A 19,671-nucleotide genomic window follows, 5' to 3' on the forward strand; every position below is an offset into this window, starting at 1 on the left:
GGGGGAGCGCGTGACGCGGGCGACGGAGTGCGGGACCGCCCTCAGGGTCTGGGTCGCGCGGCCGCTGCCGGCCGGGGCACGCACCGCCGAGCGCGTCGCGGGCCTCGGCCACCGGCCGCTCCTCGCCCCCGTCCTCGACCTGGCGCTCAGCGGCGCGCCGGCTCCGGAGGGCCCGTTCGACGCCCTGGTCCTGACGAGCGCGAGCGCGGTGCCGGCCCTGGCGGGCTCGCCCCTCGCGGCCCTGCCGGCCTATTGCGTCGGCGCCCGCACGGCCTCGGCCGCCCGGGCGGCGGGGCTCGGTGCCGTCCACGAGGCCGGGGGCGACGCCCTGGCCCTCGCCGACCTGATCGGCCGGACGCTTCCCCGCGGGGCGCGCCTCCTCCACGCCGCCGGGCGCGAGCGCAAGGACGAGCCGGGCGACACGCTCGCCGCCCGCGGCTACCGGCTCACGGTCTGGGTCGCCTACGCGGCCCGGCCCCTGCCGGCCCTGCCCGAGCCGGTGGCGGAGGCGTTAGGCAATGACAGCCTCGACGCGGCGTTGCATTATTCCCGGCGCAGCGCCGCGACGGCGCTCGGCCTCGCCCGGGCGGCGGGGCGGGAGGAGGCCTTTCGGCGCGTGGCGCATCATTGCTTGTCGGCGGACGTGGCCGCGCCCCTGGTCGCGGCCGGGATCCTGTCCCATGTCGTCGCGGTGCGGCCGGACGAGGACGCCCTGCTGGCGGGCTTACCCTCGGCCGGCCCGCGGCCCATGCCATCGGACACTCCCATGCCATCGGACAGTGACGCACAGGCGTCGCCGGCCCTTCGCCCGGGCCGGGAGCGATGCTAAGGGACGATCAACCAGTGCGCGGCCCGGGCGGGATCCTGCCCCGCGGTCGCGCTCACGCCGCGCCGATCAGGCCGCCTTCCGGCGCGCCCCGGCTCGGACCCACAGGTGAGGATCTTCGGCCGTGACCCCATCCGACAAGGACCAGAAGGATTCGCGCAACCGTCCCGGCGGACGCGGCAGCAACCCGGCGGATGGGCCGATCATCGACCTGAAGGCCACCCGCGTCGCCGACGCGCCCAAGGCCGATTTCGGCAAGGCGGAACCCGCTAAGGCGGAGCCCGGCAAGGGCGAGCCCGCGAAGCCGGCCGAGGCGGCCAAGGACGCCGTGAAGGAGGCCGCCAGGACCGATGCACCGAAGCCCGGCGTGACGCCCCCTGCCGCCGCGAAGCCCGGCGAGCCGCCGAAGGCGGCCGAGGGGAAGCCGGGCGAGGCGCCGAAGCCCGGCCTGACCGGCGCCGCGTCCGGCCCGGCCTCGACGTCCGCCGTCGCGGCACCGAAGCCGGTCGGCGGCGCGCCCATGGGTGCCACCATGGGTGCCACCACGCCGATCGGCGCCGCGACGGCGACCACGCCCCCGAAGCCGGGCGAGGCCGTGAAGCCGACCGAGATCAAACCGGGCGACAACAAGCCCGGCGCGCCGTCCTCGACGGCGGGCGCCACCGCGGCCGCGTCCACGACGCCGTCCCCGACCGGGGGCGCCCCGAAGCCCGCGACTGGCACCGTGGTCACGGGCCCCGGCAGCGGCCCGCTCAAGGTCGGGGATGCCAAGCCAGGAGACGTCAAGCCAGGGGACGTCGGGCCGGGTGACGGGAAGCCCGGCGCGCCGGTGACCGGCGGTCCCGGCAGCAAGCCGCCGGAGACCGCCAAGCCCCTGGACACGAAGTCGGCCGGCACCGGTGCGACGGCGGGCGCCGCCTCGGCGGGCTCGGCCCCCAACCCGGCGAGCCCGGCCGGCGCGAAGCTCTCGACGGTGCCCAAGACCGGGCCGCAATCGACCGGGCCGCAATCGACCGGGCCGCAGGCCGGAGCGACGACCGGCGGCGCGACGGCGCCGAAGCCCGAGGGCGCCCGGCCCGCGAGCGCCATCCCGGCCACCGCTGCCCCGGCCACCGCTGCGGCCCCGCAAGCCCGGTCCGGCGCCGGTTTCGGCTCGCTGCTCGCCGCCTCGCTCCTCGGCGGCGTGGTCGGGGCGGGCCTCCTCTACGGCGCCACGACCTACGGCCCGGCCTACGGCATCAACCTGCCGAAGCCCGCCGCACCCCAGACCGATGCGCCCGGCACCGTCCCGCTGGAGCAGCGCCTGGCCGATCTCGCGCCGCGCGACAGCGTCCAGGCCCTCGACCGCCGCATCGCCTCGCTGGAGACGACGGTGCGTCCGCTGCCCGACGCGGTGCGCGCGGCCGACGACGCCGCCAAGACCGCGAGCCAGCGGGCCGACGAGGCCCTGCGCAAGGCCGAGGCGGCGCCCGCATCGGCCTCTCAGCCTGCCACAGGTCAGGCGGTGCCCGCGACCCAGGCCCCGACGCAGGCGCCCAGTGCCGGCATCGACCCGGCCCGCCTCCAGGGCATCGAGAAGCAGCTCGCCGACCTCCAGGGCCGGGCAGGCGGCGGCGATGCGGGCCTGCGCCAGCGGGTCGACGGCCTCGCCCAGGCGGTGACGGCGCTCCAGGGCCGCGGCGACGGGGCCGACCTGCGCGGGCGCCTCGACGGGCTCGACAAGGGTCTGAAGGCGCTCCAGGCCGATCTCGGCACCCGCGCGGCGGCCGAGGAACAGGCCGGCAAGGCGCTCGGCCAGCGTCTCGACGAGCTGCGGCAGGCGCTCGACGGCCGGGCCAAGGCCGCCGACCAGCGCTTCGACGCGCTCCAGCAATCGGCCGAGGCCCGCACCAAGACCGTGGACCAACGCCTCGCCGACCTCGCCAAGGCGGTCGAGGGCCGGGCCGAGGCGAGCACCGTCCAGGCGGCGCTCCGGGTGGTGGCGTCCGACCGGATCGCCAGCGCGCTCGCCTCCGGCGCGCCCTATGCCGACGCGCTCGCGACCCTGAAGCAGCTCGATCCCGGCCAGGCCGGGGCGCTGGCACCGCTGGAGCCCTTCGCCCAGAGCGGAGCGCCGACCGCCGCGTCGCTCGCCCAGAGCTTCCAGCCCGTCGCCGCCAAGCTGAACGCGGCGGCGCTCGCCGCCCGGCAGCGGGCGGTGGCCGAGCGCGGCAGCATCACCGACCGGCTGGCCAGCATGGCCGAGTCGATCGTCTCGGTGCGCAAGGTCGGGAGCGAGGGCGCGGCCCCGCCGGCGAGCAACACCGCCGATCCGACCGAGGCCGGAATCGCCAGGATCCAGGACGCGTTGTCCCGCGGCGCGGTGGCGGAGGCGGCGCAAGCCTTCGACGCCCTGCCGGAGCAGGCCCGTCAGGAGGCCGGGGAGTTCGGCCAGCGCCTGAAGGCCCGCGCGGCGGCCGGCGAGGCCGCCCGGGCGCGGCTCTCCGCGTCCTTCGCGGCCCTCCAGGGGCCGGCGACCCGCTGATGCTCGGAATGCGGCCGCCCGCCCGGGCGGCGACGCGGTCGCCCAGCCGGGCGGCCGCCGTGATGTCCCGGGGCGCGCTCGACGCCCCCTCGCGCGCCCGATGCGGCAGCGCGGCTTTCTGGAGTTGATGGACCGATGTGGCGCGCACTCGCCTTCCTGGCTCTCCTCGCCATCGCCGCCTTCGGGGCAGTCTGGCTCGCCGACCGGCCCGGCGTGGTCACCGTGACCTGGGGCGGCTACGAGGTCGCGACCAGCCTCGCCGCGGCGCTCGTCGGCGTGATGGTGCTGGCGGTGGTCCTCGGCTTCGCCTGGGCCTTCTTCCGCGGCATCCTGCACCTGCCCGAGCGGCTGACCCTGTCGAGCCGGCGCCGGCGTCAGGCCCGGGGCTACAACGCGCTCTCGCGCGGCATGGTGGCGGTGGGCTCCGGCGACCCGATCGCGGCGCGCCGGCACGCCGGCGAGGCCGAGCGCCTGCTCGGCGCCGAGCCGCTCGCCCTCCTGCTGACCGCCCAGGCCGCCCAGATCTCCGGCGACCGCGCCGGGGCCGAGCGCGCCTTCCGCCGCATGGTCGACGATCCAGAGACCCGGGTGCTCGGCCTGCGCGGCCTGTTCGTCGAGGCAAGGCGCCAGGACGACGAGGCCTCGGCCCGCGCCTATGCGACGGAGGCTGCCCGCCTCGCCCCGAGCGTGACCTGGGCCAACGAGGCGGTGATGGAGGGCCAGTGCGCCGACCGAGACTGGTCGGGCGCCCTCGACACCGTCTCGCGCCGCGCCGCCCTCGGCCTGTCCGACAAGGCGGCGATGCGCCGCCAGCGCGCCGTGCTGCTGACCGCCAGCGCCCTCGACCTCGAGGCCGGCGATCCCGAGCGCGCCCTGGTGCAGGCCCGCGAGGCGGTGAAGCTCGCCCCGGATCTCGTTCCGGCAGCGGCGGTGGCCGGGCGTCTCTTCGCCCGCCGCGGCGACCTCAAGCGTGCCGCCAAGGTGGTCGAGGCGGCCTGGCGCGCCAACCCGCATCCCGACCTCGCCCGGGTCTATCTCGACCTGCGCACCGGTGATTCGAGCCGCGACCGGCTGGCCCGCGCCGAGACCCTGGCCCGGATCTCGTCCTGGCACCCCGAGTCGCGCTTCGCCATCGCCCGCGCCGCCCTCGACGCCCGCGAGTTCGGCCGGGCCCGCGACGTGCTGGCGCCGCTGCTGACCGACCAGCCGACCGTGCGCGCCTACGAGCTGATGGCCGAGATCGAGGAGGCCGAGCACGGTGCCCAATCCGGCAAGGCCCGCGAGTGGCAGGCCCGCGCCGCCCGCGCCCCGCGCGATCCGGCCTGGTGCGCCGATGGCCTCGTCACCAACCGCTGGGCCCCGATCTCGCCGGTGAGCGGCCGCCTCGATGCCTTCGTCTGGCAGACCCCGCCGGACCTGCTGGGTCGTGCCCCATCCGCGCACGAGCCGGAGCCCGCCGCGGCGCCGGCCTCCCTCAACGGATCAGGCCAGGCGGCGAAAGCCGGCAACGGCGCCGCCGCGGTCGGCACGATCCCGGCCGGGACCGTGACCCCGCCGGTGGCGCCGGTGCCGGTCAAGGTGCCGGAGGTGGTCGGGCCGGGGCGGTGAGCGCGACGCGCCTCCCCTTACGGTCGGGATCGACCCAACCGAACTGAACCCCTCCGCGTCATCCCGGGGCTGCGAAAGCGGCACCCGGCATTCCATGAACGCTGACCTTCCCGGATAAAGCGGACGGCGTTCGGCCCGATCCTGCGCGCCGTCAGCGTTCATGGATCCCGGGGTTCTCGCCAAGGCTCGCCCCGGGATGATACCGCTGCGCCTTCGAACGGACTCGTTCGAAGGCGCAGGCTAAGCCCGAATGAGCGCCGGCGCTGATGCGCCGGACTCTTTCGCATCGACGTGTCGATGCGAAAGCGCGATTGGGATGACACAGTGGGTGTCGGAGCCGCCGAGCCGGCGACGCCGCGCTCACGCCACGGCCGCCATCCCACCCGCCGGCGCCTCCCATTCCGGCCCCCAGACCTGCACCACGTGACCCGGCGAGACCTCCCGATACAGCCGCTCCGGCGGCACGTAATCGACCGGACGGATCGGGCTCTTGATCTCGTCGCTGCGCACCGCGTGGAGCTGGCGCCGGCGGCCCGGATCGGGGACCGGGACGGCGGCGATGAGCTTCTTCGTGTAAGGATGCTGGGGCGCGCCGAAGATCGCGGCGCGGGGGCCGATCTCGACGATCTCGCCGAGATACATCACGGCGACCCGGTGGCTCACCCGCTCCACCACCGCCATATCGTGGGAGATGAACAGGTAGGCGAGGCCGAGCGACGCCTGCAGGTCGAGCATCAGGTTCACCACCTGCGCCTTCACCGACACGTCGAGCGCCGAGACCGATTCGTCGGCCACGATCAGGCGCGGCTCGAGTGCGAGCGTGCGGGCGATGCAGATGCGCTGGCGCTGGCCGCCGGAGAATTCGTGCGGGAAGCGGCTCGCCATCTCGGGCTTGAGACCGACCCGGCGCAGGAGGTCGGCGGCGCGCGCGCGGGCCTCCGACCGCGAGCACAGGCGGTTGATCAGCAGCGGCTCGGCGATGGCCGAGCCCACGCTCATGCGCGGGTCGAGGCTGGCGAAGGGATCCTGGAAGATCATCTGCATCCGCCGGCGACAGGCGCGCAGGGCCGCGGGCGAGAGGCCGAGCACGTCCTCGCCGTCGAGGAGGACCGAGCCGGCGACGGGCTCGATCAGCCGCAGCACCGAGCGGCCCGTGGTGGACTTGCCGCAGCCCGATTCGCCGACGAGCGCCAGGGTCTCGCCCGCGCGCACCGCGAAGGAGACGTTCTCGACCGCGTGGACCCGGCCGCGCACCCGCGACAGCAGGCCGCCGCGGATGTCGAAGCGGGTGGTCAGGCCCTTGACCTCCAGCACCGGGCGCCCGCCCTCGCGCACGGTGTCGGGCAGGGGCGGGGAGGCCTCGGGCTCGCCGGTGGCGCGGTCGACGATCTCGAAGCGGGCCGGGCGGGTCTTGCCCTGCATGGCACCGAGGCGGGGCACGGCGGCCAGCAGCGCGCGGCTGTAGGGATGGGCCGGTCGGCGGAAGATCTGCTCGGTCGCCCCGGTCTCGACGGCGCGCCCGTCGACCATCACCACGGTACGGTCGGCGATCTCGGCCACCACCCCCATGTCGTGGGTGATGAACAGGACCGACATGCCCTCCTCCTCCTGGAGGAGCTTGATGAGGTCGAGGATCTGGGCCTGGATGGTGACGTCGAGGGCCGTGGTCGGCTCGTCGGCGATGAGGAGCTTCGGCCGGCAGGCAAGCGCCATCGCGATCATCACCCGCTGGCGCATGCCGCCGGAGAAGCGGTGCGGATAATCGTGCACCCGCGAGGCGGCGGCCGGGATGCGGACCTTGTCGAACAGCCGTACCGTCTCGGCCTCGGCCTGCCCGCGTGACATGCCGCGGTGAAGCCGCAGCGCCTCTCCGATCTGGAAGCCGACGGTGAGCACCGGGTTCAGGCTCGTCATCGGCTCCTGGAAGATCATCGCGACGTCGTCGCCGCGGATGCGGCGCATCTCGGCATCCGGCAGGCGCAGGAGGTCGCGGCCCTCGAGCAGCACCCGACCGCCGGTCCGGGTCGCATCGCGCGGGGTGAGCCGCATGATCGAGAGCGCGGTGACGCTTTTCCCGGAGCCCGACTCGCCCACCAGGGCAACCGTCTCCTTCGGGCCGATCTCGAACGAGACGCCGTGCACCACCGGGCGCCAGGCCTGCTCGGAGCGGAACGCGACGGTGAGGTCCTGGACCGAGAGGATCGGGGCGGTCATGATCGGGGTGGTCATGCCTGTTATCCTCACAGCACCCGGCGCGGATCGAGGGCGTCGCGCAGGCCGTCGCCGATGAAATTGATCGACAGGACGGTCAAAAAGATCGCAGCGCCCGGGAACAGGGCCCAGTGCGGCGCCACGTCGAGGTGGTCCTTGGCGTCGTAGAGCAGCCGGCCCCAGGTCGGGATGTCGGGCGGGAAGCCCAGTCCGAGGAACGACAGGGTCGATTCGGCGATGATGGCCGAGGACACCTCGATCGTCGCCGCGACGATCACGGGACCCAGCGCGTTCGGCAGGATGTGGCGGGTGACGAGGTGCCAGGACGTGGCCCCCTGCGAGCGCGCCGCCTCCACGAACTCCTTCTCGCGCAAGGACAGGAACTGCGCGCGGACGAGGCGCGCCACCGGCATCCAGCGTAGGCCCCCGATCACCGCGACGATCATCACGAACACGCCGCCCTCGACCCCAAAGACCTGCTTCAGCTGGTCGCGGAACAGGTAGATGATGAGGAGCAGGAGCGGCAGCTGCGGCAGCGACAGGAAGAGGTCGGTCAGCCACATCAGCACCGGATCGAGGAACCGGCGCGACATGCCGGCGAGCGCGCCGACCACCACGCCGACGACGGTCGCCACGACCATCGCCGCGAAGCCGACGGCGAGCGAGATGCGGCCGCCATAGATCATCCGGGCGAGCAGGTCCTGGCCGAGGTCGTCCGTGCCGAGCGGGTGGGCCCAGGACGGGCCCTGGAGCGTCGCCGCGAAGTCGATCTCGTCGATCGCCACCGGCCAGACCCAGCCGCCGACGAGGACCGCCAGCACGAGGAGGCCGAGCACCCCGATGCTGACGACCGCCAGGCGGTGGCGGCGGAAGCGCCGCCAGGTGTCCCGCCCCGAGGCCGCCGGGGCGGGGGCCGGCGCCGCCTCAGCGGTAGGAGATGCGAGGGTCGAGCCAGCCATAGAGGAGGTCCGCGACGAGGTTGAACAGGACGACGAGGCAGGCGAACACGAAGGTGACGGCCATCACCACCGGCGTGTCGTTGGCGAGCATCGCGTTGATGAGGAGCGAGCCGATCCCGGGGATCCGGAAGATCTGCTCGGTCACGATGGCGCCGCCGAACACCGCCGGGATCTGGAGCGCCACGAGCGTCACGACCGGGATCAGCGCGTTGCGGGCGATGTGCCGGACCGTGACGGTGCCGTCCGACAGGCCCTTGGCGCGGGCGGTGGTGACGTAGTCGAGGCGGGCCACGTCGAGCACCGAGGCGCGGACGTAGCGGGTGTAGGAGGCGGCCTGGAAGAAGCCGAGCACGCAGACCGGCATGATCGCCTGCCGGACGTGCTCCCAGACCCAGCGCCAGCCCGTCGCCGCGATGTCGGCCTGGTAGACGAAGGGCAGCCAGTCGAGGGTGAGGCTGAACAGCAGGATGAACAGGAGGCCGGTGAAGAAGGTCGGCAGGGAGAAGCCCACGAAGGCGAGCGTGTTCGCCACCTGGTCGAAGACCGAGTAGGGCCGGATCGCCGCCAGGATGCCGACAGGCACGGCGATGAGCAGGGCCAGGACCTGCGACGAGCCGACCACGAACAGGGTGGTGGGCAGGCGCTGCAGGATCAGCTCGTCGACATTGACCCGGCTGGCGAAGGAGAAGCCCCAGTCGCCCTGGAGCATCGCGGTCAGCCAGTGCAGGTAGCGCACCAGGATCGGGTCATCGAGGCCGAACTTCAACCGCAACGCCTCACGGACCTCGGGCGGCACGTTGGGGTTGGTGGCGAGCTCGCCGAAGGGATCGCCCGGCGCCAGCGCCAGCACGGTGAACAGGATGAGGCTGATCCCGAGCAGGCTCGGGATCGCGATCAGCAGGCGGCGGAGGAGATAGGCGCCCATCGGCTTTCCGTCAGGCCTGCTTGTACCACTCGGCCAGGAAGGTCAGCGAGTTGTCCCAGCCGGTCGAGGGCGCCTGGAGCTTGCCGTTGATCGCCGAGACCTGGGCGCGGTGGAGCAGCGGCAGGACGTAGTCGGCCACCACGAGGTCGTTCATCTTGATGAACAGGGCGGCGCGCTTGACGAGATCGAGTTCGCCCTGCGCCGCGCGGTAGCAGGCATCGACCTCCGGGTTCTGCATCCGGCAGATGTTGCGGCCCTGCCACTTGTTGGCCTTGGTGGCGGCTTCCCAGGACACGTATTGCAGCGCGAACACCGCCGGATCGGCCTGCGACATGTTCCAGGTATACATCTCCATGTCGGCGTAGAAATGCGGATAGGTATCCGGGTTCGCCACGTCGGAGGAGAAGAACACCGAACCGGGAACCGATTTCAGCTCCATGTCGATGCCGGCCTTCTGGGCGGCCTGCTTGATGATGGCCTGAGTCTTCTGGCGCGGCGCGTTGATCGAGGTCTGGAAGACGAATTTCAGTTTCTTGCCGTCCTTGGCACGAATGCCGTCGCCGCCCTTCTTCCAGCCGGCCTCCTCCAGGATCTGCGCCGCCTTGTCGGGCTCGAAGGCGAAGGAGGTGTTCTTGGAGACGAAGGGAGCCGGGCCGTTGAAGACGTTGGCGGTGGCGCGCCCCGTGCGGCCGTAGATGTATTGCTGGACCGCCGCCCGGTTGACGAGCAGGTTCATCGCCTTGCGCACCGCCGGGTCCGAGAAGGCGGGGTGCTTGGTCTTGAGCGAGGCGCGCTCGCCGTCGACCTCGACGGTCGGATCGGTGGCGTTCAGCAGCAGGAATTCCAGGTTGCCGCCATATTCCATCGTGACCCGGCCCTTGCCCTCGGCCTCGAGCCGCTTGAGGATCTCGTCCTCGACCTGCATGTTCCAGGCGTAGTCGTACTCGCCGGTCTGCAGCACGGCGCGGGCGGCCGAGACCGCGTCGCCGCCGCCCTTCATCTCGATCGAGTCGAAGAACGGCCGGTTCGGCACGTGGTAATCCGGGTTGCGCACGCCGCGCAGGATGTCGCCGGGACGGAACTCGCTGAACTTGTAGGGGCCGGTGCCGACCGGGGCGAGATTCGCCGGGGCGTCGCGGGACTTGTCGCCGGCGTACTCCGCGAAGACGTGCCTGGGGATGATCATCCCGGCGCTCGACACGAAGGCGTCGGCCCAGAACGGGGTCGGCTCCTTGAAGGAGAGCTTGACTGTCAGGTCGTCGATCTTCTCGACCTTGACGTTGGTGTAGCTGCCGCCGGTGACCGCGGCGGTGGCCGGGTTGGCGGCGTATTCCGCCGTGAACACCACGTCGTCGGCCGTGAACGGCTTGCCGTCGTGCCATTTCACGCCCGGCTTGAGCTTCCAGGTCACCGAGCGGCCATCCGCCGCGACGCCGCCATTCTCCTTGGAGGGGATCTCGGCCGCCAGGATCGGGAAGAGGTTGCCGTCGGCATCCCAGGCCGCCAGCGGCTCGTAGAAGATGCGCGAACCCTCCTGGTCCTTGGTGCCGATGGCGAAATGCGGGTTGATCAGGGTGGCAGCCTGCCAGAACAGCAGCTTGAGCGGCCCGCCGCCGCCGGCCTTGCCCGGCTTGTAGGCGTCGCGCAGCGGGTTCGCCGCGAAGGCGACGCCGTTCTGGGCCAGCATCATACCGGCCATCGGCGCGGTGAGGCCGAGCGCCAGCATCCGGCGCACGAAGCTGCGCCGCGACAGGCTCCCGTCCTTCACCTCGCCGATCATCGCGCGCAGGTCATGCTCGGTCATGGACGATCACCCTTCTGACAGGCCTTGAACTGACGGGCAGCATCGCGCCCGCCGTTCCGGTCCGCAAGCCATGAGAAACTTTGCCCAAGGCATTCGGCCCCGGAGTTTCCGGTCCGCACAGCCGCTGGTCGCGGAGCCATTCGCAATTCGCGCGCCACGTCCGCTCCCGCCGCGCTTCACCCGGCAAGCCACCTGCATGAGGTTGGCGCGCAAGGCGGCCCGCCGAGGGTCCGCGCCGGAGGGATCCCCATGGACAACCGCAACGCCGTCTGGCGCCAGGTCGACGCGCACAAGGACCGGCTCATCGCCCTCTCCGACGAGGTCTGGGGCACGCCGGAGGTCTGCTATACGGAAGAGCGCTCGGCAGCCGCCCACGCGGCCGAGCTGCGCCACCAGGGCTTTCGCGTGACGGAGGGTGCGGCCGGCATCCCGACCGCGGTCATCGGCGAGGCCGGGGAGGGCGGTCCGGTCATCGCGTTCCTGGGCGAGTACGACGCGCTGCCGGGCCTGAGCCAGGAGGCGGGCGTCGCGGCCCATGCCCCGATCGAGGCCGGCGGCCACGGCCATGGCTGCGGGCACAACCTGCTCGGCTCGGCGGCACTCCTGGCCGCCACGGCGGTGAAGGACTGGCTCGCCGAGACCGGATTGCCGGGCCGCGTGCGCTATTACGGCTGCCCGGCCGAGGAAGGCGGCGCCGCCAAGGCCTTCATGGTGCGCGAGGGCCTGTTCGCGGATGCGGACGCTGCCGTGACCTGGCACCCGTCGAGCTTCTGGGAGGTCTCGCCGCCGCTCTCGCTCGCCAACACCCGGGCCGATTTCGTGTTCACCGGCCGCGCCGCGCACGCGGCGGCCGCCCCGCATCTCGGGCGTTCGGCCCTCGATGCGGTCGAGCTGATGAATGTCGGCGTCAACTACATGCGCGAGCACATGCCGAGCGACGCGCGGGTGCACTACGCGCTCCTCGATACCGGCGGCATCGCCCCGAACGTCGTCCAGGCCCATGCCCGGGTGCGCTACTCGATTCGCGCCCGCGACCTGCCCGGCATGCGCGACCTCGTCGCCCGCGTCCGCAAGATCGCCGAAGGCGCCGCGCTGATGACCGAGACCACCATGGAGATGCGCATCGTCAGCGCGGTCTCGAACCTCGTCGGCAACACGCCGCTGGAGGAGGCGCTCCACGGGGTGATGGAGGATCTCGGTGCGCCGCATTTCGACGAGGCCGACCGTGCCTTCGCCAAGGAGATCCAGGGCACGCTGACGCCGCAGGACATCGCGGCGGTCTACCGTACCATCGGGCTGCCGGTGACTGATGCGCCGCTCGCCGATTTCCTGGTGCCCCTCGACGCCCGCCGCAACCCGGCGATCGGATCGACCGATGTCGGCGACGTGAGCTGGGTGGTGCCGACGGTGCAGGCCCACGCCCCGACGGTGGCGGTCGGCACGCCGTTCCACACCTGGCAGGTGGTGGCGCAAGGAAAGGTCCCCGCCGCCCACAAGGCGATGGTGCAGGTGGCCAAGGCCATGGCGGCGCTCGGTGCCCGGCTCGCCACGGATGCGGCCCTGCGCGAGGCCGCCAAGGCGGACCTGAAGGCCCGCACGGGTCCGGAGGGCTACGTCTCGCCCCTGCCGGCGGAGGTGCAGCCACCCTTGACGATGTCGGTGGGCTGAGGGGAGAGGCCAACAGCCCTTGGCCTGCGGCTCGCTGCCGGAGCGGCGAGGCGGGCACACGGATCGACCCTTGCACGAGTGCACCATGTGCACTAATTTGCCCTCGTGCAAGGACCCTGACGTGTGCCGACCCTCCACCGCTTCGACAGCTTCCGGATCGAGGTGCGGTCCCGGGACCACAATCCGCCGCACTTTCACATGATCGGCCTGAATTTCCACGCCCTCGTCGATATCCGAACCCTTCAGGTGATCGAAGGGACGTATTCCCGCTCGGCCCTCGCGGAAGCCCTGGCGTGGGCGGGGGGCGGACCGAGGCACTGCTCGCCGAATGGAGCCGTCTCAATGAGCGGGACTGAGATCGTCACGGTCGGCCGACGCCTGCCGAAGCTGGCAACTGTCGCGCCTGCGGGCAAGCCGTTCACCGTGAGCGTCACCTGGGCCGAGGGGGAGCGCGTCGGCCGGACCGACAGCGTGGACCTCGCCCCGGTGATCTTCACCTTCAAGGTCTTCCGGCCGCTGCGCGACGGTACGGTGCCCTTCGAGAGCGTGGAGATCGGCGAGCGGGGGGCGGCCCTTGCCTGGGCAGGTCATCCCGACCTCGAGATCGGCGCCGAATCCGTCGAGGAGCTGGCGGCCGAGACCATGACGAACCACGACTTCGCCGCCTTCCTCAAGCGAAACCGGCTGACCCTCGATGCCGCCGCCGCCCATCTCGGCATCGCGCGCCGTCTGGTCGCCTACTACGCGAAGGAGCGAGAGATCCCCCGGCACATCGCCCTGGCCTGTCGCTACCTCGACGGAGAGATCGACAAGGGACCGGGCGACGGCGGCCGGGCCGTGAGCGAAGCGGCCTGAGGCGCAGCCGCGCAGACCGCCAGACCTCCGCTCAACCGCAAGCCGTTCATCGTCGATTGGATGAGCGTCATTCTTGTTCCCCAACCCGGACGCCCCATGGACCAGACCCAGCCGCCGGCCCCGATCGCCATCGACGACTTCCTGAAGCTCGACGTGCGGGTCGGCACCATCGTCGAGGCGGCGCCGATCCCGCAGGCGCGCCGGCCGGCCTACCGCCTCGTCATCGATCTCGGCGAGGCGATCGGCCAGAAGAAATCCTCCGCCCAGGTGACGGTGCACTACACCCCCGAAACCCTGGTCGGCCGGCAGGTGCTCTGCGTCGTCAACCTGCCGCCGCGCCAGGTCGGCCCGGTGCGCTCCGAGGTGCTGACCCTCGGGCTGCCGGACGCGGAGGGCGCGGTGGTGCTGATCGCGCCCGAGCGGCCGGTGCCGAATGGCGGGCGGCTGTACTGATCCCCAAGGAGACACGACGCACCATGACCTCCAGCCACGGCCCCGGTTCCAGGCACGGCCCCAGTTCCACCCATGGTCCCAGTTCTACCCATGGTCCTTTGCGGGTCGGTATCGGCGGCCCGGTCGGGTCGGGCAAGACCGCCCTGATGGAGGGCCTGTGCAAGGCCCTGCGCGAGCGCTACGACCTCTGCGCCATCACCAACGACATCTACACCAAGGAGGATGCGCGCCTCCTCACCGTGGCCGGCGCCCTGCCGGAGGAGCGCATCATGGGCGTCGAGACCGGTGGCTGCCCCCATACGGCGATCCGCGAGGACGCCTCGATCAACCTCGCGGCGGTGGCGGAGATGCGCCGCCGATTCCCGGCCCTCGACCTGGTGCTGCTCGAATCCGGCGGCGACAACCTCGCGGCCACCTTCTCGCCGGAACTCGCCGACCTGACGATCTACGTCATCGACGTGGCGGGCGGCGAGAAGATCCCGCGGAAAGGGGGGCCCGGCATCACCCGCTCGGACCTCCTCGTCATCAACAAGACCGACCTCGCGCCCCTCGTCGGCGCCGATCTCGGGGTGATGGAGGAGGATACGAAGCGGATGCGGGGCCAGCGCCCCTACGTGTTCGCGTCCCTGCGCCATGGCGACGGCGTCGAGGTGGTGGCGCGGTTCGTGGTGGAGGCCGGGGGGCTTTAGTGCTCCTCGACCTGCTGCACTGGCTCGTCCAGCCGGCCTCGCTGCCGGCGCGGCGCCTCGGCTATGCCGGCGACAGCGTGCGGCTTGCCTCGCGGTCGCGGCGCTGCCGCGCCGCCTGGGCGCCGCACTTGGCCGCGGCGAAAGACGCGGTGCGGGCGGCGATGGAGGATCTCCCCCGGCGCGACACCGCCGTGGTGCTGGGCTCCGGCCTCCTCGACGACGTGCCGATCGACGATCTGGCCGCCGCGTTCCGGCGGGTGGTGCTGGTCGATGCGGTGCATCCCTGGCGCGGGCGCTGGCGGGCGCGAGGCCACGCCAACGTTGCGCGCCTCGTCCACGACCTGAGCGGCGCGCAAGGGCTGATGCTCGGCCGCAGCGAAGGCTTCGACCCGGTGCTGCCGCCGGTCTGCGCCGCGGCCGACCTCGTGGTCTCGGCCAATCTCCTGTCGCAACTGCCGATCCTGCCGGTGGCGCGGCTCGAGGCGGCGGGCCGGCTCGGCCCCTGGACGGACCCGGAGGCTTTCGGGCGCCGCATCGTCGCGGCCCATCTCGACGCCCTGGCAGGGCTGTCGGCCCGCATCTGCCTCGTCACCGATCGCGACGAGACCGAGGAGGACCGGGACGGGCGCGTGCTGGAGCGGATCGACCTCCTCTACGGGGTCGATCCGGGGCTGGCGCCGCAGAGCTGGGACTGGGTCCTGGCGCCGTTCGGCGAGGCGTCCGGCGAATGTCGCCTGGTGCACCGCGTCGGGGCCTGGCCGGATTGGCGGCCGGGGGCATGACATGAGGGCATGAGGGTGGGCAGCGAGGGCGGCTTCGCGCGGGGCGGCGAGGCCGCTACGGTCGGTCTCCCGGCCAGTTCAAGCGCGGGATCCCCTCTCCCGTGTGGGAGAGGGGATCCCGCGCCAGGGTCCTTCGGCCGCTCGAGGGGGAGAACACGACGATGACCCGCGACAGCAGCCTCGCGGCTCCGGCCGAGGCGCCGGCGGAGGCCTATTGGCGGCGCAACCTCGCGGTCTGCGTGTTCGGTTCGTTCACCACCATCGTGGCGATGACGCTGCTGCTGCCGTTCCTGCCGCTCTACGTCGAGGAACTCGGCGTCAAGGACCAGGCGGCGATCGTCCAATGGTCCGGCGTGGCGTTCGGCGCCACCTTCTTCAGCGCCGCCCTGGTGGCGCCGCTCTGGGGGCGGCTCGCCGACCTCTACGGCCGCAAGCTGATGCTGATCCGGGCGAGCCTCGGCATGGCGGTGGCCATGTCGCTGATCGGCCTCGCCGGCAATGTCTGGCAGCTCGTGGGCTTGCGGCTGCTCGCCGGGCTGCTGGGCGGCTACGCCTCCGGCTCGACGGTGCTGGTGGCGACGCAGACGCCGAAGGACCGCTCGGCCTGGGCGCTCGGCACGCTGGCGTCCGGCATCATGGCGGGCAACCTCGTCGGGCCCCTGATCGGCGGGGTGCTGCCGCCGTTGATCGGCATCCGCGCCACGTTCTTTGCCGCCGGCGGAGTGATCTTCCTCGCCTTCCTGGCGACGCTCGTCCTGATCCGCGAGGAGCCGCGCCCGCCGCGCTCCGCCCGGGCCGGCGGCGGCTTCGCCAGCATCCCGGACAAGGGCCCGGCGCTCGCCATGCTGGCGACCGGCATGCTGCTGATGCTGGCCGTGATGTCGGTCGAGCCGATCATCACCGTCTACGTCGCCGAGCTGGCGCCCGATCCCGCCCGGGTCACCCTGATCGCGGGCCTGGCGATGTCGGCGACCGCCTTGGGCAGCATCCTGTCGGCGCCGCGGCTCGGGCGCCTCGCCGACCGTATCGGCCCCTGGACCGTCATCACGGCGAGCCTGACCGCCTCGGCCCTGCTCCTCGTGCCGCAGGCCCTGGTGACGAGCGAGTGGCAGCTCGTGGGCTTGCGCTTCCTGATGGGCCTGGCCCTCGGGGGACTCCTGCCCTGCATCGCCAGCGTCATCCGCCATTCCGTGCCCGACCGGGTGGCCGGGACGATGCTCGGCTATTCCACCTCGTCGCAATATGTCGGACAGGTGCTGGGGCCGCTGCTGGGCGGCTTCGTGGGCGGGCATATCGGCATGCGGGCGGTCTTCCTCGGCACGGCCGTGCTGATGGCTTTGGGCGCCGCCGGCACCGCCCTGGCGCGACCGAAGGGGTTGAGGGCGTGAGCGACTGCGATTTCGTGCGGCGGATGATCGAGATCGGCGACCCGTCCGGCGGGCGCCTCGCCGCCCTGGAGTTCGGGCCGGCCGAGCGGCCCCTCGACGCGCTCCTGCTGCACGCCAACGGGTTCAACGCCCGCACCTATCGCAGCCTGCTGGCGCCGCTCGCCGATTGGCACGTGCTGGCCTACGACCATCGCGGCCACGGCCGCACCACCCTGCCGGCGGAGCCCGCCGGGCGGACCGACTGGCAGGACGTCACGGACGACCTGATCGCCCTCCTCGACCGGCTCGACGCACCGCCCCTCGTGCTGATCGGCCACTCGATGGGCGGCACCGCCTCGCTGCTCGCCGCGGCCGAGCGTCCGGAGCGGGTGCGCCGCCTCGTGCTCCTCGATCCGGTGATCCAGCCGCCCGAGCGACGCGGCGAGGGCCATGCCGGCCTCGCCGAGGGCGCCCTGAAGCGGCGCAGCGACTTCCCGTCCCGGGAGGCGGCGCTCGCCGCCTATCGCGGGCGCGGCGCGTTCCGGACCTGGCCGGAAGCCCCGCTCGCCGACTACGTGGCGGACGGATTTCGCGATGGTCCGGACGGCGTGACCCTCGCCTGCACCGGGGCCTGGGAGGCGTCGAGCTACCTGGCGCAGGGGCATGACCCCTGGGGCGCGCTCGCCCGCCTGTCCTGCCCGGCGGACATTCTGCGGGCCGAGTCCGGCAGCACCTGCGCGCTCGCGGAGAGCCGCGGATCGGTCGAGGTCGAGACGGTGCCGGGCACCACCCATTTCCTGCCCTTCGAGGCTCCCGAGCGGGTCCGGGCCGCGATCCGGCGCGCCGTCGCGGTGCCCTGACGCCGGCTCACCCGGCACCCGGGCCCGGCCCGTCCAGGCGGGGCCGCCATGCCTCGACCGTGCCGCTTTCCAGGCGCCGCGCCGCCAGCTCGCGCCAGGACGGCGACAGGAGCGCGAGCCCGGCGATGCCCGCCAGGACATCCCGGTCCAGCCGGTCGACGTAGAAGGCCCGCAGGAGCCGGGCGAGCGGCCAGTCCGGGCAGGGACGATCGATCAAGCGCAGGGTCTCGCCGGCCGCGACCGCGCCGGGCTCGATCACCCGGTAGTACCAGCCGGTCCGTCCGCTCGCCTGGACCCGGCGCGCCATTCCGGGCACGCCGAAGCGGTGATCGAGCTTCCAGCACGGCTGGCGCGCCTGGCTGACCTGGAGCAAGGCCGTCCCGGCCCGCCACAGGTCGCCGACGCAGATCGTCGCCTCGGTGAGGCCGGTGCTCGACAGGTTCTCGCCGAACGCGCCGGGTGCGCCCAGCACCGCCGGGCCCGGCGCCGGGAGGGTGTCGGCCCAGGAGGCGTAATGGTCGAAGGCGTAGTGGTGGACGGCCTTCTCCGGCCCGCCATGGTGCCGCCGATCGGCCTGCGCGTCGCCCGCAAGGCCTAGCGGGCCGATCCGTACCGGCCCGTCGACCGGTGCCTTGGCGATCCCGCTGAACGCGCCGGACCGGCCGAGCGGCGCGAGGCCCCCGACCAGAACGGCCGCGATTCCGACGCCCGTCACGGCCGGCGCCCGAGATCGGCGAGCCAGGCGGCGAGGCAGCGCCGTCCCGCCTCGCCCGCCGCCGGCCCGTACCGGCGGGCCTCTTCCCGCAGGGCCGGGACCGAGAGGCCGGGCACGCCCGCGATCTCCACCGCGTGCCCGATCAGCCAGCGCTCGAACGCGCCGCCATCCGCTTCGGGATGGAACTGGAAGGCGAGGGCGTGGCGGCCGAGCGCGAAGGCCTGGTGGGGGCAGAGCGGCGTCGCCGCCAGCCCTTCGGCCCCGGGCGGAAGGTCGAACCTGTCACCGTGCCAATGCAGCACCGGCACGCCGTCGAGGTGGCGCAGCGGCCCGGCGCGGCCGGCCTCGGTCAGCGTCACCGGAGCCCAGCCGATCTCCTTGGCGGGGGCCGGCGCGACGCGGGCGCCCAGGGCCAGCGCCATCAGCTGGGCTCCGAGGCACAGGCCGAGCGTCGGCCGGCCCGCGGCGAGCCGGTTCCGCAGCACCGCGACCGTATCGGCCAGGAACGGGTAGAGGTCGCTCTCCGCCGCACCGATCGGGCCGCCGAGGACCACCAGCAGGTCGGCCTCCTCGGCGTCGCGCTGCGGCAGCGGTTCGAGCCCGGCCTCGTGGATGCGGATTGCGTAGCCGGCCGCCGCGATCGGGGCGGCGAAGGCGCCGAGATCCTCGAATTGGACGTGACGGATCGCCAAGGCATCGGGCATCGGTCGGCACCCATCGGACAACTCGTTGTCTCGCTGGCCAGCCTCTATCTCATGGACAACGCGTTGTCCAGGATCCTGGCCGTTGCCACGCGGGCGCTCGCGCGGCACTCCGGCGGCATGACCGTCGTCGCCAACCGCATCCGGGCCCTGCGCCGCCGCCGCGGCCTCACCGTCGAGGCCCTGGCCGCCGCTGTCGGCATTCACAAGGGGCACCTCTCGCGCATCGAGCGCGGCGAGAAGGTCCCCTCCGTGGCGACCCTGGAGGCGCTCGCCCTGGCCCTCGGCGCCCGTACCGCCGAGCTGTTCGGCGAGACGGCGACGGAAGCCGACATCCTGGTGGTGCGGCGGACCGAGCGCGCCGTGATGCGCGACGGCGCCTACGCGGTTCAGGCTGTGCTGCCGGGTGCGGCCGGGCGCAGCGCCGCACTCTACGTCGTCGAGCCGGGCGAGGACTTTTTGCGCCATGACCGGCCGGCCCATGACGGCCAGGAGATCGCCTACATTCTGGAAGGCGAGGTCGAGCTTGCGATCGCCGATCGGGTGATCGCCCTGGGACCGGGCGACTGCGCCACCTATGACGGCGGCCTGCCCCACCGGCTCCGCCGGCGCGGACCGGGCCCGGCCTCGGTCCTGGTCGTCATCGCCGGCTGACCTCCGGGCGCGCCCGGTCGCGGCGGCGCAGCGGCAGCGTCGTCGGGTGCCTTCCCCGGACGGGGGAGGC

At 73.0% G+C, this 19,671-nt stretch carries 17 protein-coding genes and 1 pseudogene; 12 read left to right on the forward strand and 6 right to left on the reverse strand.

The features are described 5' to 3' along the window. Positions 1-10 precede the first annotated feature (10 nt). The 3 genes from DA075_RS20285 (at position 11) to DA075_RS20295 (ending at position 4,958) form a co-directional block, all read left to right on the forward strand. The gene (locus tag DA075_RS20285; protein ID WP_244936242.1) at positions 11-829 is read left to right on the forward strand and encodes a uroporphyrinogen-III synthase; all 819 of its coding nucleotides are present in this window, start codon (positions 11-13) and stop codon (positions 827-829) included. Positions 830-950: 121 nt separating this feature from the next. Beyond that, positions 951-3,350: a hypothetical protein gene (locus tag DA075_RS20290; protein WP_244936244.1), complete on the forward strand. Its 2,400-nt coding sequence runs from the start codon at positions 951-953 to the stop codon at positions 3,348-3,350. Between the two features lie 135 nt (positions 3,351-3,485). After that, positions 3,486-4,958: a heme biosynthesis protein HemY gene (locus DA075_RS20295; protein ID WP_099954756.1), complete on the forward strand. Its 1,473-nt coding sequence runs from the start codon at positions 3,486-3,488 to the stop codon at positions 4,956-4,958. 360 nt (positions 4,959-5,318) lie between these two features. On the opposite strand, the gene DA075_RS20300 is transcribed toward DA075_RS20295, so the two are convergent. Genes DA075_RS20300 through DA075_RS20315 form a run of 4 tightly spaced genes read right to left on the reverse strand, consistent with a single transcriptional unit; the run spans position 5,319 to position 10,857 of the window. Beyond that, complete coding sequence (locus DA075_RS20300; RefSeq protein WP_099956695.1) at positions 5,319-7,172, reverse strand: ABC transporter ATP-binding protein; 1,854 nt, start codon at positions 7,170-7,172, stop codon at positions 5,319-5,321. A 26-nt stretch (positions 7,173-7,198) separates the two neighbouring features. Further along, positions 7,199-8,128, reverse strand: a complete 930-nt coding sequence (locus tag DA075_RS20305) for an ABC transporter permease (protein WP_099954757.1) — start codon at positions 8,126-8,128, stop codon at positions 7,199-7,201. Then, positions 8,094-9,053: an ABC transporter permease gene (locus DA075_RS20310; protein ID WP_099954758.1), complete on the reverse strand. Its 960-nt coding sequence runs from the start codon at positions 9,051-9,053 to the stop codon at positions 8,094-8,096. The genes DA075_RS20305 and DA075_RS20310 overlap by 35 nt, the downstream gene beginning before the upstream one ends. 10 nt (positions 9,054-9,063) lie before the next feature. Further along, positions 9,064-10,857, reverse strand: coding sequence for a peptide ABC transporter substrate-binding protein (locus DA075_RS20315; protein ID WP_099954759.1), 1,794 nt, complete (start codon positions 10,855-10,857; stop codon positions 9,064-9,066). Between the two features lie 249 nt (positions 10,858-11,106). On the opposite strand from DA075_RS20315, the gene DA075_RS20320 reads away from it, so the two are divergent. The 8 genes and pseudogenes from DA075_RS20320 (at position 11,107) to DA075_RS20350 (ending at position 17,531) form a co-directional block, all read left to right on the forward strand. After that, entirely contained in the window at positions 11,107-12,525 is a 1,419-nt protein-coding gene (locus tag DA075_RS20320) for an amidohydrolase (RefSeq protein ID WP_099954760.1), read from the forward strand. Between the two features lie 162 nt (positions 12,526-12,687). After that, positions 12,688-12,813 (forward strand): annotated as a pseudogene (locus DA075_RS38595) (DUF4160 domain-containing protein); the annotation flags it as partial. A 54-nt stretch (positions 12,814-12,867) separates the two neighbouring features. Then, the gene (locus tag DA075_RS20325; RefSeq protein ID WP_244936246.1) at positions 12,868-13,380 is read left to right on the forward strand and encodes a hypothetical protein; all 513 of its coding nucleotides are present in this window, start codon (positions 12,868-12,870) and stop codon (positions 13,378-13,380) included. A gap of 96 nt (positions 13,381-13,476) precedes the next feature. Continuing rightward, complete coding sequence (locus tag DA075_RS20330) at positions 13,477-13,833, forward strand: tRNA-binding protein (RefSeq protein ID WP_099954762.1); 357 nt, start codon at positions 13,477-13,479, stop codon at positions 13,831-13,833. A gap of 23 nt (positions 13,834-13,856) precedes the next feature. Beyond that, positions 13,857-14,522, forward strand: coding sequence for an urease accessory protein UreG (ureG, locus tag DA075_RS20335; protein ID WP_099954763.1), 666 nt, complete (start codon positions 13,857-13,859; stop codon positions 14,520-14,522). Continuing rightward, complete coding sequence (locus tag DA075_RS20340; RefSeq protein WP_099954764.1) at positions 14,522-15,304, forward strand: hypothetical protein; 783 nt, start codon at positions 14,522-14,524, stop codon at positions 15,302-15,304. The genes ureG and DA075_RS20340 overlap by 1 nt, the downstream gene beginning before the upstream one ends. Positions 15,305-15,465: 161 nt before the next feature. Continuing rightward, positions 15,466-16,692, forward strand: a complete 1,227-nt coding sequence (locus DA075_RS20345) for an MFS transporter (RefSeq protein ID WP_099954765.1) — start codon at positions 15,466-15,468, stop codon at positions 16,690-16,692. Continuing rightward, positions 16,689-17,531, forward strand: coding sequence for an alpha/beta fold hydrolase (locus DA075_RS20350; protein ID WP_244936249.1), 843 nt, complete (start codon positions 16,689-16,691; stop codon positions 17,529-17,531). Before DA075_RS20345 ends, DA075_RS20350 begins: the two co-directional genes overlap by 4 nt. Positions 17,532-17,538: 7 nt before the next feature. Here DA075_RS20350 and DA075_RS20355 read toward each other — a convergent pair whose 3' ends face one another. Next, a complete protein-coding gene (locus DA075_RS20355) occupies positions 17,539-18,246 on the reverse strand; it encodes an MOSC domain-containing protein (protein WP_099954766.1) in 708 nt (235 codons plus the stop codon). Continuing rightward, entirely contained in the window at positions 18,243-18,950 is a 708-nt protein-coding gene (locus DA075_RS20360; protein WP_099954767.1) for a glutamine amidotransferase, read from the reverse strand. Before DA075_RS20360 ends, DA075_RS20355 begins: the two co-directional genes overlap by 4 nt. 63 nt (positions 18,951-19,013) lie before the next feature. On the opposite strand from DA075_RS20360, the gene DA075_RS20365 reads away from it, so the two are divergent. Beyond that, positions 19,014-19,601, forward strand: coding sequence for a helix-turn-helix domain-containing protein (locus DA075_RS20365; protein WP_164712419.1), 588 nt, complete (start codon positions 19,014-19,016; stop codon positions 19,599-19,601). Positions 19,602-19,671 lie beyond the last annotated feature (70 nt).

Source organism: Methylobacterium currus (genome assembly GCF_003058325.1).
Classification (GTDB): Bacteria; Pseudomonadota; Alphaproteobacteria; order Rhizobiales; family Beijerinckiaceae; genus Methylobacterium; species Methylobacterium currus.